This is a genomic window from Frankia gtarii (assembly GCF_025403375.1).
Classification (GTDB): Bacteria; Actinomycetota; Actinomycetes; order Frankiales; family Frankiaceae; genus Frankia; species Frankia gtarii.
The window spans coordinates 13,333-30,154 of record NZ_JAMPTM010000054.1 but is presented as its reverse complement, the minus strand read 5'-3'; the positions used below and the strand labels follow the sequence as shown (position 1 = coordinate 30,154).

Annotated in this window: 11 protein-coding genes; 6 read left to right on the top strand and 5 right to left on the bottom strand. The window is 71.1% G+C overall.

The annotated features are described in order from the left end of the window. Positions 1-39: 39 nt before the first annotated feature. The gene (locus NBZ83_RS10905) at positions 40-3,195 is read left to right on the top strand and encodes a TM0106 family RecB-like putative nuclease (protein WP_261574895.1); all 3,156 of its coding nucleotides are present in this window, start codon (positions 40-42) and stop codon (positions 3,193-3,195) included. Between the two features lie 155 nt (positions 3,196-3,350). Next, the gene (locus NBZ83_RS10900; RefSeq protein WP_261564974.1) at positions 3,351-4,247 is read left to right on the top strand and encodes a helix-turn-helix transcriptional regulator; all 897 of its coding nucleotides are present in this window, start codon (positions 3,351-3,353) and stop codon (positions 4,245-4,247) included. 794 nt (positions 4,248-5,041) lie between these two features. Here the strand turns inward: NBZ83_RS10900 and NBZ83_RS10895 are convergent. After that, positions 5,042-5,983, bottom strand: coding sequence for a lysophospholipid acyltransferase family protein (locus NBZ83_RS10895; RefSeq protein WP_261564973.1), 942 nt, complete (start codon positions 5,981-5,983; stop codon positions 5,042-5,044). A gap of 370 nt (positions 5,984-6,353) precedes the next feature. On the opposite strand from NBZ83_RS10895, the gene NBZ83_RS10890 reads away from it, so the two are divergent. Both NBZ83_RS10890 and NBZ83_RS10885 read left to right on the top strand, forming a co-directional pair. Continuing rightward, positions 6,354-9,194 carry an MMPL family transporter gene (locus NBZ83_RS10890; RefSeq protein WP_261564972.1) on the top strand — a complete coding sequence of 947 codons (2,841 nt, stop codon included), beginning with the start codon at positions 6,354-6,356 and terminating at the stop codon, positions 9,192-9,194. A gap of 167 nt (positions 9,195-9,361) precedes the next feature. Next, the gene (locus NBZ83_RS10885; RefSeq protein ID WP_261574894.1) at positions 9,362-10,789 is read left to right on the top strand and encodes a peptidoglycan recognition protein family protein; all 1,428 of its coding nucleotides are present in this window, start codon (positions 9,362-9,364) and stop codon (positions 10,787-10,789) included. An 82-nt stretch (positions 10,790-10,871) separates the two neighbouring features. Here the strand turns inward: NBZ83_RS10885 and NBZ83_RS10880 are convergent, their stop codons facing one another. Both NBZ83_RS10880 and NBZ83_RS10875 read right to left on the bottom strand, forming a co-directional pair. Beyond that, positions 10,872-11,549 (bottom strand): class I SAM-dependent methyltransferase, encoded by a 678-nt coding sequence (locus NBZ83_RS10880; RefSeq protein ID WP_261564970.1) that lies wholly within the window; start codon positions 11,547-11,549, stop codon positions 10,872-10,874. Positions 11,550-11,605: 56 nt separating this feature from the next. Beyond that, positions 11,606-12,538, bottom strand: a complete 933-nt coding sequence (locus tag NBZ83_RS10875; RefSeq protein ID WP_261564969.1) for an NADP-dependent oxidoreductase — start codon at positions 12,536-12,538, stop codon at positions 11,606-11,608. Positions 12,539-12,658: 120 nt separating this feature from the next. Between NBZ83_RS10875 and NBZ83_RS10870 the strand changes: the two genes are divergently transcribed. After that, positions 12,659-13,117 carry a winged helix-turn-helix transcriptional regulator gene (locus NBZ83_RS10870; RefSeq protein ID WP_261564968.1) on the top strand — a complete coding sequence of 153 codons (459 nt, stop codon included), beginning with the start codon at positions 12,659-12,661 and terminating at the stop codon, positions 13,115-13,117. Between the two features lie 36 nt (positions 13,118-13,153). On the opposite strand, the gene NBZ83_RS10865 is transcribed toward NBZ83_RS10870, so the two are convergent. Together NBZ83_RS10865 and NBZ83_RS10860 are read right to left on the bottom strand one after the other, a co-directional pair. Continuing rightward, a complete protein-coding gene (locus tag NBZ83_RS10865; protein WP_261564967.1) occupies positions 13,154-13,645 on the bottom strand; it encodes a beta-class carbonic anhydrase in 492 nt (163 codons plus the stop codon). 579 nt (positions 13,646-14,224) lie between these two features. Continuing rightward, positions 14,225-15,004, bottom strand: coding sequence for a dienelactone hydrolase family protein (locus NBZ83_RS10860; RefSeq protein ID WP_261574893.1), 780 nt, complete (start codon positions 15,002-15,004; stop codon positions 14,225-14,227). A 573-nt stretch (positions 15,005-15,577) separates the two neighbouring features. Here NBZ83_RS10860 and NBZ83_RS10855 point away from each other — a divergent pair. Then, positions 15,578-16,810: an LLM class flavin-dependent oxidoreductase gene (locus NBZ83_RS10855; protein ID WP_261564965.1), complete on the top strand. Its 1,233-nt coding sequence runs from the start codon at positions 15,578-15,580 to the stop codon at positions 16,808-16,810. The last annotated feature ends 12 nt before the right edge of the window (positions 16,811-16,822 follow it).

Genomic DNA, 16,822 nt, shown 5'->3' with positions numbered 1-16,822 from the left:
GCCGTGGTGCGTTCGTTCCGGGTCGATGATGTCGCGCCCATGGTCCGTCATGCTCGTGGTCGTCTCGATGCCCGGCTGGCCGCGCCGGCGGCTGTTCCCGACCCGACGTGGGCGCAGCCCCGTCCGGAGTGCGCAAGCTGCGCCTTCGCCGGTCATTGCAGTGAAGGCCGAGCGGCGGCCCGTGATCTGTCCCTGGTCGCGGGGCTGCGAACCGAACAGCGTCGGGTGCTGCGCGGCGTGGATATCACGTCTGTCGAGGAGCTCGCCGCCGCGCGCGACGAGCAACGGCCGGCGGCGATGTCCGCTGCCGCGTTCGCCGGGCTGCGCCTGCAGGCCGAACTGCAGGCGGCGCAGGATGCGACCCGCAGCGCGGACGATCCGCTGGGGACGGTGACCGCGCGGATGGTCGACTCCGCGGGCCTCGCGTCGCTGCCCGTGGCGGACCCGGCCGACATCTACTTCGACATGGAAGGCGATCCGTACGCGTTGGACGCCGCCGGCCTGGAGTACCTCTTCGGGGCCGTCACGCTGACCGAGCCCGCGGGCGGGCGGGCCGTGGGCGAAGCCCCGGCGGAGGCCTTCCGGGCGTTCTGGGCGCACGACCGGCCCGGCGAGCGGCTGGCGTTCGAGTCCTTCGTCGACTGGGCCGTGGCGCGGTTGCGCGAGCATCCCGGCGCCCACATCTACCACTACGCCCCCTACGAGCTCAACGCGCTGCGGCGGCTCGCGGCTCGGCACGGCACGAGGGAACGGCAGATCGACGAGCTGCTCGTCGGCAACCGGTTGATCGATCTCTACGCGGTGGTCCGGCGCAGCCTGCGGATCTCCCAGCCGTCCTATTCGATCAAGTATCTCGAGCCCTTGTTCTTCCCGGACGCGCGGCAGGCGGCGGTGAAGAACGCCGCCGACAGCATCGTGGCGTACGAGTCCTTCCTGGCGCACCGGGACGCGGGGGAGCCGGCCGAGGCCGATCGGATACTTGCTGAGATCGCCGAATACAACCGGGTCGACTGCGTGTCGACCCACCGACTGCACCGCTGGCTGCTCGGGTTGGGCCAGGCCGAAGGGGTCGCGCCGCGGGGGAGTGTCGCGGTGGATCCCGCCGCGGTGGGAGCCGATCTTCCCGGCGCTTCCGATCCGGCGTCGCCGGCCGGTGCCGACGATGCGGATGCCCTCGTCGACGCGCTGGTCGCGGGGCTGCACCCGGAGCCGGCGTCCTGGTCGGCCGAGCAGCGGGCGCGGGCCCTGCTCGCCGCGGCCGTGGGCTACCACCGGCGAGAGAACAAACCGGCCTGGTGGACCTATTTCGCGGCGTTGACCGCCGACCAGACGAGCCTCGAGTCGGCCGACGACTGTGCCGTGCCGACCGGGTGGGCCGTGATCGAGGACTGGGAGGAACCTTCGGGGCGGCGCCGGCGCAGCCGCCGGCTGCTGCAGGCGCGCGTCGACCCGAACCGTCCGCATCCATTCGACCGGGGCGAGTCCGTGCGGCTGCTCTACCCGGGTCGACCGGGCACCGTCGCGGCGACCGCCGACGCCGTCGTCGAACGGGCCGCGCCGCACGCGCTGTTCCTGCGCGAGAGCGCGGCACCGGACGCGGTCAGCCCCGCGCTGCCGACGGCCGTGCTGCCCGGCGCGCCCGTGCGGCCCGAACCGAAGCCCACCGCGGTCCGTGAACGTGCCCGTCGGGCCGTCGCCGCGCTGCCCGGACGCCTGCCCGCGGAATCGGCGACGGACCTGCTGCGTCGTGAGCCGCCCAGGCTGGCCGGCCGGCCCGGCGGCCTGCCGACTCCCGCCGAGCACGGCGACGACCAGGTCGCCGCCGTGCTGGCGGCGGTCAGTGCGCTCGACGGCTCCTACCTGGCGGTGCAGGGGCCACCTGGAGCCGGCAAAACGTATCTGGCCGGCCGGCTCATCCGGCATCTGATCGGGCAGGGGAAGTCGGTGGGAATCTGCTCGACCAGCCACAAGGCGATCGAGAACGCCATGCTCGCCGCTACCGGCCACCCCCCCGCGCCCATCGCCGCGGCCAAGAAGCAGCGCTCGGGCGCACCGGTCGACCCGGCGCACCGCCCACCCTGGGACACGCCGCGCGACCTGCGAGCCCTGTCAGCATGGCGGCAGGCCCATCCGGAGGGTCATCTCGTCGGCGACACCGCCTGGGCCTTCGCCAACCCGGCGCTCGCGGCCGTGCCGTTCGATGTCCTGATCGTCGACGAGGCCGGCCAGTTCGCGCTTGCCGACACCCTCGCGGTGGCCGGCGCGGCCCACAACCTGGTCCTGCTCGGAGATCCGCAGCAGCTACCGCAGGTCGTGACGGGAATCCACCCCGAGGGCGCGGACTCCTCCGCACTGTCGCATCTGCTGGGCGATGCCGAGGTGATCCCACCCGAGCTCGGCTACTTCCTCGACCGGACCCGCCGGCTGCACCCGGCCGTGTGCGCGCCGGTGTCCGCGCTCGCCTACCGCGGCCTGCTGCGGTCCCACCCGATTGCCGCGACCCGTGCCGTCGCCGACGTGCCGGCCGGGTTGTACCTGCACGACGTGATCCATCGTGACAACGGCACCCGCTCCGACGAGGAGGTGTCCGCGGCGAGTGCGATCGTCCGACACCTGATGGGGCGGATGATCACAGATGATGCGGGTTCCCGCCCACTGGCCGGGTCGGATGTCCTCGTGGTCGCCCCCTACAACCGTCAGGTCCGAGCGATCGAACATGCGCTCGAGGCGGCCGGCCTGACCGGCGTGCGGGTCGGCACGGTGGACCGGTTCCAGGGCCAGGAGGCGGCCGTGGTGGTCACGTCGTTGACGACCTCCAGCGCCGCCGAGTCGCCGCGTGGGCTCGACTTCCTGCTCTCCCGTAACCGGCTCAACGTCGCGCTGTCCCGGGCCCAGGTGGTGGCGGTCCTGGTCATGTCGCCGGCGCTGCTCGACAGCTCCCCCCGCAGCGTCGAGGAACTCCACCTGCTCGCCGGGCTGGCCCGGCTGCGGGCGATGGCACGCACCGACCTGTTCGCGGCGCCGGCTCCCCGTGCCGGCGAGCCGGCGCCGGCCGCTGTGGGGGACGGCGTGGGGGACGGCGTGGGGGACGCCGTGGGGGACGCTGGCCCGCCGGTCCTCGCCTCCGAGCCGGTGACCGAGGGTGTCCGTATCGCCGGTGGGCCGTCGACGCAGCTGAGTCTGCCCTTCCCCTGAGGTCGGGTTCGGGTCGGCAAACACAGTTACGCGCGAACCTACCCCGACTCTCGGACAACATTCGGCGTCATGCCGTTTGTGCACTTATTTGTGCTTATCGTAAAACGGATGCTACGATTCTCAACGTCTTCTACAGGTCGGGGAAGGGGACGCTCGTGACAGTGGACGTGTCGGCCCCCAGTCGCGTGCAGATAGTCCTGCCGCGGGCGATCGCCCGGCTGCGCGCTTCATCGGGAGCCCATCTCACATTCGGTGGAATAGTCACACCACATTCCGGTCGTTTGACCGTCACCAACGTGGACGGACCCGTGCCGAGCGGACTGCTCGGTCACTCCGTTCCACCCGGGACGGGAATCGGCGGGCAGGTGGTGCGGCATAGCCGCCCGGTCGTCATCAACGACCCGGCTGCAGCGAGAAGAGTTCTTCGCTCCACTGCGCCAACGATCGACAGCAGTGAGTTGGGAGCGATTCTCGCGGTGCCGGTCTGCATGGACAGCGTGGTGGTCGCCGTGCTGTACGGAGCCATGCGAACCGAGGTGCCGTTCACCGAGGCCGCTATTCATGCGGCCATCGCCACGGCTCGACTGATGGAACGCGAGCTGGGCGCAGTCGCCACGCGTACGGAGCCGCTGTCGGCGGTGGTGCCTCCAGGGCATCGTGCGTCGCCTACCAGAGCGGTGGGCGCCGTGCCTCTGCCGCGTTCGCCCGGCCAGCCACAGGAGAGTCTGCGGCTGGCCTACCGGGAGCTTCAGGAGGTCACCGAACATGTGTCCGACCCGTTGCTACGTGGCCGGATCGGGGGCGTATCGGAGCTGCTGCGCGGCCTGCTTGATCAGGAGGCGAAGGTCGGCGGCCGGTTGGCGCTGACCCCGCGTGAGCTCGAGGTACTGGCGCAGGTCGCACTCGGCCTGTCCAATGTCGAGACCGCGCGGCGCCTGACTGTTTCACCGGAGACGGTGAAGGCGTATCTGCGCAGCATCATGCGCAAGCTCGGGGTCCGTAACCGGACCGCCGCTGTGCATGCCGCTCGCCAGCTGGGCATGCTTCCCTGACCCGGTGGCCGCTCCCGGGCTCCGTCCGGGAGGGCCGCCGGTCCGGCGAAGCCGCCCGTCAGGATGCGGCACGCATCCTCGCACCATTGCTGTGAAGTCGGCCTGGCTCCCGCTCGGGGTCGCGCCTCATCCTGCACCGGCGGATCCGGGCCCACCGGATCCGCCGGCGCAGGATGCGTCGACGGTCGTACGTGCCGGGTACGGGGGCCACGGGGGCGCGCCGAAACCAGTGATTCCCCGGTCCAGGCCATGAACCGGAATAACCGCCGTCTGCCCAGGCCCGTCGCCGGGCGGGCCGTCGTGGGTCCCCCCCTCGGGCCCGTCGGCTCCACCTGGGCAGTCCTGATGGCAGGCCCGGCGGACCGGGCCGAATGGTCCGACAGACGCGTGACCTGTGGTCCCAGCATCGGCGCCTGAAATCGACGTCTGAATTGGACTGCTCTCACGTGCGCGGCCCGATGGTGCCCGAACAGTCGGGACCGGACCGACCACGGTCGAGACCGTCCCCGGTGCATCTACCTGTGACCGAACCTGGAGGTCCCCGGCGGATCGAGCGCGCGGGGCCGGACTGCCCGGTGTTGGTTGCCGACCGGCGGTGTCCCGACCGTCCGTCGGTCCGTTGAAGTGGCCGGATGGAACCCGTAGCGTCGGCGTCCGTCCGTGAGGTTTCACGCGGGCATGCGCGGGGCCGGTGCGGCCCGCTCCGCCGCACCGGCCCCGCTTCGTCCATCCGCCGCATCGACCAGGGAGATGCGGCGGAATGGACGTCCTGTTGTCAGCCGATCACCGGATGGTCATCGGCTGACAAGTCCCAAGGAGGCCTTGAAGCGCTCGGCGTAGATGTCCGCCTGGCGCTGCCCGGACAGTTCCTGGATGGACTTCATGATCTGTTCGGTTGCCGCTCGCTGTGCCAGTGCGGTGCGTCCGTCGGTCATGCGCGGGAAGGTCAGTGGCCGGCCGAACCGCATCTGGACGCGGCCGGCGCGGGGCAGCCGCCGGTCCATCGGTAGGACCTGGAAGGTGCCGGTCAGTCCCACCGGGATGACGGGCACGCCGGTCTCCAGTGCCAGCCGCGCCACGCCGTGCTTGCCGCGGTACAGCCGACCATCCGGCGATCGGGTCCCCTCCGGAAAGATCGCCAGCAGGCCGCCCCGGCTCAGCACACCCGCGCCGGCCTGCAGCGCAGCGGTCGCCTTACGGCGGTTATTGCGGTCCACGGAGATCTGGCCGGTCGCGGCGACGAACATCTTCCCGGCCATGCCTTTCAGGCCCGGCGTGGTGAAGTACTCGCTCTTCGCCAGGAAGGTGATCCGCCGGTCGGATGCCACCGCGAGGAACGCGGCGTCGAGCGCCGAGAGATGGTTGCTGGCTATAATGGCAGGACCATCAGTCGGAATGTTCTCGAGACCTTCGACCAGTGGATGCCAGAAAGCCTGGCATATCGGACTCAGTACCTTCTTCATGCAGACGTACGAGATTCTCGACCAGGCGTCGGCCCGGTGTGTCACCGAGGCCGCGATCGTGCTGCCGCGCTGTGCGGGCACGAGTTGCGGAACCGCGGTGTCGACCTGTCCAACCAAGGTCTGAACCTGTGGCATTGCCGTACCACCTTCGAGATTGGCCCCCCGGCATTCCCTCCCATCAGTGGTACGCCGCCGGAGCCGATCCCCCTCACGCGATCCGCTCGACCATCGCTCGGGATTCCGGGCACTGAATGCCGCCACGTCGGCGATCACACTTTTCCCTACCCCCATACGGGGGTATTTCGGAATCGACGACCTCGGGGAGGTCTAGTTTTGAGGTAGCGACCCGGGACGTCCTCGCCGTGCTGCACGTCCGACCCTGCGGCCATCTCGGCGCCGTCGTGCGATCACCGGGCTGCCGGGAGATCCACCGTTGCGGGGGATCCTCGAAGGGAGCGTCATGCCGTCGTTCGCCGATTCGGAGCAGGAACGCGAATCCCGAACCGATCGGGTGGCGTATGCCGCGCTGCCACGCGAACGCGACGAGGAAGACGAATGGGTGGGCCATCTACCTGCGGAAACAGGAACCGGTGGCGGCAGCCCACCGCGAGTGTCGCGCCGGGTTATGGCGTCGGTGGCCTCCATGGCCGGCGTTCCGGCGCCGCCGCGTTCCCTGTTCACGATGGCGGCGGACGCGGCGGTGCTGCATCGTGGCCGGCTGCTCGCGGCCGCCTGCCTGCTTGTGGTGGTGCTGCTGCCGTGGAACGCCGGGATCTACCATCAGCTTGCCACCGGCGGCTTCTACGCGCCGGGGGACCCGTCGACCCAGGCTGAACAGCTACTCGACGCCGAATTTCCCGACGCGCCCCCGAACGTCGCCGTCATGCTCACCTCGGACGAGGGGATCGACGGTCCGACGCCACTGCATCTCGGCCGCGAGCTCACCAGGCAGCTGGCGGCAGAGTCCGGGGTGACCTCCGTCCTGTCGTACTGGCTGAACGGCTCCCAGGCCGGCAATCCGCTGCTGCGTGCGAAGGACGGCCACTCGGCGCTCATCGTGTTCCGGCTCACCGGATCCGAGGATCACATCCAGGATCGGCTCGGCACGCTGCACGAGCGCTACTCCCACGTGGGGCCGGGAGTGCAGGTCCGCTTCGGCGGCGCCCCCGCGGTCATGCGCGACGTGACCGAACGCAGCCGAGTTGACCTCGAACGCGGGGAGATGACCGCCGCCCCGCTGGTCTTCCTCGTTCTGCTCTTCGCCTTCGGGACGGTGGCGGCCGCCCTTCTGCCGGTGCTGGTCGGCGTGGTGTCGGTGGTGACGAGCCTGGCGCTGCTGCGGCTGGCCGCGACGCTCACCGACGTCTCCGTCTTTTCGGTGAACCTGACCACTGCGCTGGGCTTCGGCCTTGCGGTCGACTACAGCCTGTTCATTCTCCGGCGGTTCCGGGAGGAACAGGACCGCGGGTTGTTCCCGGGCGCGGCGCTACGTCGGACGCTGGAGACAGCCGGGCGCACGGTCTTCTTCTCCGGGGTGACCGTCGCGCTGTCGCTGACGGCCGCGCTCGTCTTCCCGCTCTACTACCTTCGCTCGTTCGCCTTCGCCGGCATCATCGTCGTCGTGACCTCGGAGATCGCGGCGCTGCTCGTGCTCCCCGCGGCGCTGATGGCCCTGGGGGACCGGCTCGATCGTGGGGACATCCGTGCCGTGTTGTCCCGGTGGCGAGGTGCCGGTGGGCGTCAGCCGGCCGGTGCCCGCCGCGCGGGCGGACATCGCTCGCGTGAGGTCTCCGCCGCCGGGCGCGGCTGGACGGCGCTGGCCCGCCGGGTCATGCGGCGGCCGCTGCTGTATGGCGGCGCGGCCGTCGCCGTCCTGCTGATCTGCGCCGCGCCGCTTCAACACCTCAATCTGGCGCTGGCCGACGACACGGTGCTGCCGGCCGCCGCGGAATCCCACATCGTGAACGACGCGATGCGCGACGATTTCATCGTCTGCCTGCCCTGCCAGATTCCCATCGTCGTGCCGGGGGTGGACGCGCGCGACCCGGTCAACGCCGCCAAACTGAGCGACTATGCGACTCGGTTGTCCGCGCTTCCGGGCATTGCCCGCATCGACACCGTGACCGGCAGCTTCATGCAGGGAAAGCGGGTCGGTGAGGTACCGAAGGTGGCGACCGGATTCGTGGGCACCCACGGCGGCGCCTGGCTTTCGGTCTGGCAGGGCGACACCTCTCCGGTGTCCGAGCAGGCGAAGGACCTGGTCCGGGAGCTGAAAGCGACCCCGGCGCCGTTCGAGGTCCGCATGGGTGGTCTCGCCCCCCATTTTCTGGACACCTCGCGCACCATCCTGCGTAGCCTTCCACCTGCCTTCGCGGTTGTGATGACCGCCACCTTCATCCTCTTGTTCCTGTTCACCGGAAGCGTGCTGCTCCCCCTCAAGGCGATGTTCCTGAACACGCTCAACCTCGCCGCGACGATCGGTCTGCTCGTCTTCGTCTTCCAGGAGGGCCACCTGCACAGCCTGGTCGGGGACTTCCAGGTCTCGGGAACGCTCGAGATGACGAGCCCGGTGCTGATGTTCTTCATCGCGTTCGGGCTGAGTATGGACTACGAGATCTTCCTGCTCGCCCGGATCCGCGAGGAATATCAGCGCACCGGCGACAACAAGGAATCCGTGGCCATCGGGCTGGGGGTGACGGGGCCGCTGATCACCAGCGTGGCGCTTGCCCTTGTGGTGGTCATGATTGCCTTGTCCACCTCCCACATCAGCATGATCAAACTTGTCGGGGTGGGCCTGACCGTTGCGATCACACTCGACGTAACCGTCGTACGGGCGATTCTTGTGCCGGCGTTCATGGCCTTGGCCGGCAAGTACAACTGGTGGGCCCCGGCGCCGCTGCGACGCCTGCACGACCGCTTCGGCCTGCGTGAGGACTCCGGTGAGACGGCTGTCGTCACGGGCCCGGGCAGCGGTCCGCAGGCGGCGCCGGGGTTGGCCGAGGTGAACGGCGTGACCGCGCCGACCAGCCGCGGGGGCCGGTACGGCGTGTTGGCCTCCGGTCTGCCCAGCCCCGGCTCGACGGGGCAGACGCGTCTCGGCACGGGGCCGCGGGGCGCGGGGCAACTGCCCGTCGGCAGGACCGATCGGACGAACGGTGTCGCCGGTCGAGAGGACGACGACCGTCGGCTGCCGGCGCTGCCGTCATACGCGGCGTACGTGACCAACGGCGGCCCGGCCGCGGGCGGACAGCCCGACCCAGGGCTCCGGATGACCACCAAAATCACCTATCAGCGAGGTCGCGCGGAAGCCGCCCGGTGGGAGAGACCCACCCCCACGCAGACTCCGACCTGGCATTACTTCCTGCGCAACAGGTGGCAGGCCGACGGCGGCGCCCCGCCGGTCGTGACCGGCACTCGCGGGTTCGTCATCGATGGCATCGAGGTGGGCGATCCCACGGTGCTCGACGCCGACGCGCACCAGTGATCCGCCGATAGTCCGCCCGGGCCGGATCGAGGCCTTCGCCATGCCGGTCGGGGTGGTTCGCGCAGACCACGTGGCCCAGTCGAACCGGTCGGCACGTAGATACGTAGGGTAATACTCCGATGCCATAGGGTGCCTGCTGACCCGACCATGTGAGCACGGAGGACACCATGCCCGCCGCCGATCCGCCCCGCCGCCCCCACTACCTGGCACCACCTTCCCGGCGAAGGGTTCTCGGCCTGGCCGGTGCGGGCGTCGGAGGCTGGGCGGCGATGGGATTCGCCGCCGCCCCGGTGGCCGCAAGCTCGGCCGGCGTGGCGGATGCATCGCTCGCCGCGGGTCTGTTGAGCCGGGCGGGTACCCGGGTGGTGATCATCCCTCGGACGCTGAGCACGACGTCGAGGGGAACGGGCCCGGCTACCGCGGTGTTCCGCATCGGCTACGTGGCCGTGCGCTGGAGCGGTCCGGGCGGCGACGCCGGCCCGGGCCTGGCAGCCGGGCCCGGGAACACGGTCCCCGCGATCCGCCTACGGCGGGCGAACGGCGGATACGGCACCTGGAGCCCGCTGGCCGTCGGTTGTCCCGCCGAGCGGGATGATCGCGGTCCCGGTGCCTCGTCCGCGCATGCGGTCCTGATGGGGGCCAGGACCGCCACCGGTTACGAACTGCGGGTGCCGCCGGGAGCCTCCGGGGTTGCCGTCACGGCGCTGAACACGACGTCCGGGCCGCCGCGGCGGCTGACCGTCCCAGACGTGACGGCTCAGGCCGCCCTCGCCGCCGTGGCCGGACTGTCCGCCGCGGTGTCGTCGAGCGATCCGGCGAGGGCTCGCGCGGTGCCACGGCCGCGACGCGCACCGCTGGCCGCTTCAGCGGGCCCAGCCCCGGCGGTCGGACCTCCACCAGCAGCTCAGACCACCCCACCGCCTGCGTTCTCCGCGACTCCCGCCTCCTCCGCGCCGCCAGGGTCGGCATCGTCGGCCCTGGGCCTGCGCTACCTACCTCGGGCGGCCTGGGGCGCCGATGAGTCGCTGCGGCTCGACCCGGCCACCGGCCAGCCCTGGCGAACGACCTACCATCCGGGACAGGTGATCACCGTGCATCACACTGTGACGCCGAACGACGATCCGGACCCGGCGGCGACCGTGCGGGCGGTCTACCACTTCCACACGGTGGAGCGCGGCTGGGCGGATATCGGCTACCACTTCCTCATCGACGAGGCGGGCACCCTCTACGAGGGACGTTGGTCCGGGACCGACGGGGTTCCCGGCCACCGTCCGGACGGCCAGGTGGTCACCGGCGCGCACGTCGGCGGATTCAACGCCGGCAACGTCGGGGTCGCGCTGCTCGGCGACCACCGGACCCGGGTTCCGACGGCCGCCGCGCGCCGCTCGCTCGTGCTGGTGTTGCAGGCGCTCTGCGGAGCCCACAGTCTGAACCCCGTCGGCAGCGTCGACTACGTCAGTCCGGCCGGCGGCGCCCGACGCCGGGTGTCGGCGATCAGCGGGCATCGCGACTGGATGGCCACCGAATGCCCGGGGGCGGCCCTGTCCACGGCGCTGGACGCCGTCCGTCTGGAGGTGGTGCAGGGGCTCCTGTGAGCGGGCCGGGGTCCGGCGCAGCGGCTCCTTCACCAGGCCGCCCGGCCCGGTGAAGGAGGGGCCGGGCGGCCTGGTGGACGGCTCAGGCACGCCAACCGGCGTAGACGGCGAACCGGCCGTTCTTGACGACGCAGTCGACCGGGTCGAAGCCGGCCTCGGCCAGCCAGGCAAGCTGATCGGCGAGCGGGGCGCACCGGTCGAAGGCCATCCGGCTCAGGGCGCCCTGCCATTCGGCGTCGTCCGAGCCCGCCGCCCGCGCGTGCCGCTCGTGCATGTCCTCGTACTGCCGGGTGAGAGCCGGGGTCGGCCCGTCGACCTGCTCCAGGTTCACGAAGACCCCACCCGGGCGCAGCACGGAGTGCGCCCGGGTGAACAGGTCCCGCTTGCCGGGGTCGTCGAGGTGATGGATGGCGAGCGCGGAGACGACGGCGTCGTAGGGCCCGGGCGGCAGCACCGAGGAGAGGTCGGCGACAGTGACGGCTTCGACGAGTTCCGCGGACAGCCGGGCCCGGGCCTTCGCGAGCATGGGCCCGGCGCCGTCGAACAGGTGCAGCCGGATTCCGGGCACCGCGGCGGCGACGGCGGCGGCCAACAATCCGGTTCCCGCGCCCAGGTCAAGAACCCTGGGCTGGGTTCCGCCGAGCCGAGCCACCAGCTCGCCGACCGAGCCGTACAGCAGGTCGAACGAGGGGACGAGGCGGTGGCGCTGCGCGTCGTAGGTGGCGGGATCCCAGATGGGTGTCTCAGAATATGAGATCACTGTCTCACTCATTGGACCAATGTACGACGCCGGCGGGCGTGGAACGCCCTCGGTGTTCAGAACAGCAGGCTGAGGCCCGTTCGCCGGCCACTCTTGGCCAGCCGGGCGTAGGCGCTGGCTCCCTCGGCGGCGGGGTAGGTCTCCACCTCGCGCACCGCCAGCTCGCCTCGCGCGATCGCGTCCATGATCGTGGCGAGGGTTCGGCCATCTCCGTGGACGTTCAGCGACACCGTCGTCACTTCGGAACGCGGTGACGGAGTCGAGTACGGGGTGAGGCCGACGAAGGTGCCGCCGGGTCGCACCAGGTCAATGATCGACTCGCCAAGCAGGGCGGCATCGACGATGCCGTCCACACCGTCGGGAAGTATCGCGCGCACTGCGGCGACCGGATCGTCGCTGCGAGCGACGAAGATTTCCGCGCCCAGCCGACGAACCGTCTGCTCGTCCTCGGATCCGGCGACCGCCACGACTCGCGCTCCGGTACCGGCGGCGAACTGGACGGCGAAGGAGCCCACGGCCCCGGCCGCTCCGGTGACGACGACGGTGGCACCCGCCCTCGGGTGCAGCTCGGCCACCGCCTGATGGGCCGTGAGCGCGTTGAGTGGAACGGTCGCCGCGACTGCCGGAGCCAGCGCGTCCGGGCGTGCGGCGAGCAGGTCGGCGGGCAGAACGACCTGCTCGGCGTGGGCCCCGCCCGGCGCGCCCACCCAGTCGATCAGTGCGACGACCGCCGTGCCGATCGGCCATCCCGTGACCCCCGCACCGAGCGCGTCGACCACACCCGCGAGCTCCCATCCGGCCACCACCTGCGGTGACTGCTGGGTGGACACCGCAGCGAAGCCGCCGGACCGGATGAAGGGATCAACCGGGTTCACCCCCGCGGCCTCGACGCGGACCCGGACCTCTGCGGGGGCGGGGAGCGGTGTCGCAAGCTCCGTCAGGGTCAGCGGGCTGGTCTCGTCATAGGCCGGGATCGTGAGCGCTCGCATCGGATCTACCTCCGGTTCGGTGCCGCGGCGGGTGCCGCGGCGGTCGTCCGAACGCTACGAGTGCGAGTATCTTTCGGGTAGTAGTTACCTGAGAGTTCCCTAGTTTCCCGGAGGAACCCCATGGCCACCAGGACGGCCGCGCAGCGGCGGGCCGAGGCGAAAATGGCCTACGACGCCTTCATGGCGACCTGCCCGTCTCGAAAGGTCTTCGAGATGCTCAGCGACAAGTGGGTCGGCCTGGTGCTGACCGCGGTCTCGGCGGGACCGCGGCGCTACGGCGAGTTGAAGACGGAGATCGCCGGGGTCAGCCCGAAGATGCTCACCCAGACCCTGCGGACGTTGGAACGCAGCGGGTTGGTCGACAGGAGGGTCACCGCGTCGGTTCCCGTCCGCGTCGACTACGAGCTGACGGCACTCGGCCGTGACCTCTATCCCCTGATCACACCCCTCAAGACCTGGGCCGAGAGCAACGTGGACGCGATCCGCGCGGCCGAGCAGGCGTACGACCTGCGCACCGCGGCGCCGGAGTCGACGGCGGCGCCGGAGTCGATGGCGGTGGGGGCCGGGTCGATGGCGTAGGGAGCGGGGCCGCTCGTGCGGTGCCGGTCCGAGGGCTCAGCGCACCTCGGTGAGCGTGCCCTTCTCGACCGAGTAGACGAACCCGCGAACCGAGTTCTTGTGCGGGATGAACGGGCTGGCCGCGATGCGGGCGATCGACTGCCGGACGTCGTCGGCCAGGTTCGTGAACGTCTCGACGGCCCACGGCGGCCGGATGCCCGTCTCGGCGGCGATCTGCGCCTTGAACGCCTCGTCGGTGAACGTGAGCATGCCGCAGTCGGTGTGGTGGATGAGGATGATCTCCCGGGTCCCCAGCAGCCGCTGGCTGATGGCGAGTGACCTGATCTCGTCGTCGGTCACCGCGCCGCCCGCGTTGCGGATCACATGTGCGTCACCCTCGGTCAGTCCCAGCACGCCGTAGACGTTCAGCCGGGCGTCCATGCACGCTACGACCGCGACCCCCAGCTTCGGAGGTAGGGGCAGGTCTCCGGCGGTGAAGTCGCGGGCATACCGGGCGGCGTTGCTTGTCAGGTCATCGGTGACGGTCATCTTGTTTCTCCAGCTGGATTTCGGGCGGCCGGCCGCGTGGCTGGCGGCTGGTGCCGCGACTGAGGTGGATGGCATTGCGTGGAGCGCGTGTCCGGGCCCGAGGTGTCGGTGCGTGCCGGGAGCGGCGCGTCGGCGGCCGAGTGGGGACGGCAGCAGGTCCTGTGGGGCCGAGCGGTCGCCGGACGGGCAATACCCCTCCGGACGGGAAGCATTCCTCTCGCGCGGATGCGCCCGCCCGGACGACCGCATCCGCGCGCAGCGTCATGCGGAAAGCGCCCAGGCGGCGCCCGATGGGAGCCTGGCGTGCCGGCGCCGGTAGACCGTCGCGGTCAGCCGAAGGAAGCCGAGCGGCGAGCGGGACAGACGGCGGTGGAGACGAGCATCAGGTCGATGTGCCGTCTGTGCACCAGCGGGGGCGGAGTCGGCATGTACAGACCGAAACACGGCGGACACGACTCCGCCAACCGCAGGGATAAGTGACCCATGCCACATCTTCATCATGGGACTGAACAAACCCGCCGGTCAGGCGGCCCGGCCAACCGGGGAGGAGAGGGGTCGACGCGCGAGCGCCCCGCAGGGTCAGGGGCCGAGATACTCCGCGAGGAATCGTTCGATCCGGACCCAGGCATCGGCGGCGGCGACCGGTTCGGGGCCGATCCCGGCGGCGCGCAGCACCGGGCGCAGGACTCGTGGGCCGCTCGGGCTGCCGTCGGGTCGCGCGCCGAGGAACGCATGCCCGGCCGTCGGATACTCCTTGACGTCGTGCGGGACGCCGGCCCGGTCCAACGCCGCGGAAAGCCGGCCGGCGGTGCCGCGCAGGATGCGGTCCCGGCCGCCGTAGCTGGCCACCACCGGGCACGCCGCCCGCAGCGAGGCGTCGAGCTCACGTGGAAGTGGTCCGTAGTTGACCGCGGCGACCTCGAAGCCCCGACCTGCGCTGAGCAGGGCGAGGCCGCCGCCGAGGCAGAAGCCGACCACGCCCACCTTGCCGTTGCACGCCGGTAGGGCGGTCAGCCACCGCCGCGCGGCCTCGATGTCGTCGAACGCCCGGCCGCGTCCCGAGGTCACCGCCCGCACCGTCGCCACCAGACAGCGGTGGGCGCCACCCGCGCTGAACAGGTCCGGGGCCAGGGCGAGGTATCCGAGGTCGGCCAGGTGGTCGGCGATCGCGCGCACGGTCTCGTCCAGGCCCCATGCCTCGTGCAGGACGATCACGCCGGGCCGCGGGAGTTCCTTCACCGGCGGTGCGTCGACCGCGGTGGGGACCGGGCCCCTGGTGGCCGGTCGGGCCAGGTACCCGCTGAGACCCGGGGAGATACTGAGAATGTCGGCTAATCCAGACAAATCGACCGTACTCACGATGCCCACCCCTCGTCCGCCGGCCGCGCGGGCGAAACCGTACCGCGCTTCGCGGCGTTCGCGGGGATGATGATCCTGGGTCGGCCGTCGCGGCGGAAGCGGAACGCCTGCGAATTATCATTGTAGAACGCCTTGTGCTGCACATCACAGCATCTGCTCTTGACCGAGGAAAGCCGACCTACTCAGAGTAAATGGTGTGCGCATCTCGCCGCTGTTGACGTGCCGCCGATGCATCGATTTCGGACGCGCCGAATCCAGTCGCTGTCGTTGATGCGGAGGTAACCCCGGCATTCCCTGGTGGGCCGGGAGCCGTTAACCCCGGCGGCCGGCCGGCTCTCGATCGCCGCGGCCGCCCACCAGGGTCCGCCACCGGACCCGCCGCCGATCGCGGCTCATGGCCGTCGGGTGCGTCTCCCTGCCACCCAGTCCCTCGCCTGCAGCCCAGGTCCTGTCCCGGTAGCCCCAGGTCAGGCCAGGTCAGGTCAGGCCAGGTCTCGTCCTGCGCCCGCCGTTCGTCAGCCGGTTCCCACCATCCGAGGAGTGCCCGTTGCGCCCCGTGCAGGATTGCGTCCGATGACCCCCCGCCCGCCGCTGCACCTCGCCCTCGCGCTGGACGGGGCCGGCTGGCATCCGGCAGCCTGGCGGGAGCCACGCGCGCGGACCGCGGAACTGCTCGACGCCCGGTACTGGACCGATCTGGTCCAGGAGGCCGAGCGCGGCCTGCTCGACTTCGTCACGATCGAGGACTCCCTTGGCCTGCAGTCGGACCGGTTCGACGGTCCGGACGACCGGACCGACCGGGTTCGCGGCCGGCTCGACGCCGTGCTCATCGCCGCTCGGGTCGCCCCGCTCACCACGCGCATCGGTCTCGTCCCGTCGGTCATCGCCGGGCACACCGAGCCCTTCCACATCTCCAAGGCCATCGCGACGCTGGACTACGTCAGCGCGGGGCGGGGCGGGCTGCGGGTCAGGGCCGGCAGCGGCGGGGCCGAGGCGGCCCTGTTCGGCCGGCGGCAGATTCCCGGAATCACGGTCGCGGATCTGGACCGGCCCGAGGTCGTCGCGCTGATCACCGAACTGTTCGACGAGGCGGCCGACTATGTCGAGGTCGTCCGCCGGCTCTGGGACAGCTGGGAGGACGACGCCGAGATCCGCGATGTCGCCACCGGTCGGTTCGTCGACCGGGACAAGCTGCACTACATCGACTTCGAGGGACGCTGGTTCAGCGTGCGCGGGCCCTCGATCGTGCCCCGCCCACCGCAGGGCCAGCCGCTGGTCACGGTCCTCGGCCACAACACGGTGCCCTATCGGCTCGGGGCGCGCCAGGCCGACGTCGTCTACGTGACGCCCCGCGACGCCGACGACGCTCGCCGGATCGTCGGGGAGATCCGGACCGAGCAGGACGCGGCCGGTCGGGGCGACGAGACCGTGCACGTGTTCGCCGATCTGGTCGTGCACCTCGCCGACTCGGCGGCCCAGGCCGCTGACAACCGTGCCCGGCTCGACGAGCGGGCCGGCGCCCCCCAGGGCAGCGACGCGCACATCGTCGCCGGGACCCCCGGCGAACTCGCCGATCTCCTGCTCGACTGGCAGTCGGCCGGGCTGGCGGGCTTCCGGCTGCGTCCCGCGACCATTCCGCACGACCTCGAGGGCATCACCCGGGGGCTCGTCGGTGAACTCCAGTCCCGTGGGGCTTTTCGCACCGCCTACGAGGCGGCCACGCTGCGGGGCCTGCTCGGCCTGGCCCGACCCGCCAACCGCTACGCCGCGGCAGCCGCCGCCACCAACTCCACGGCCGCCGTCTAGCCCGCCGCCGGC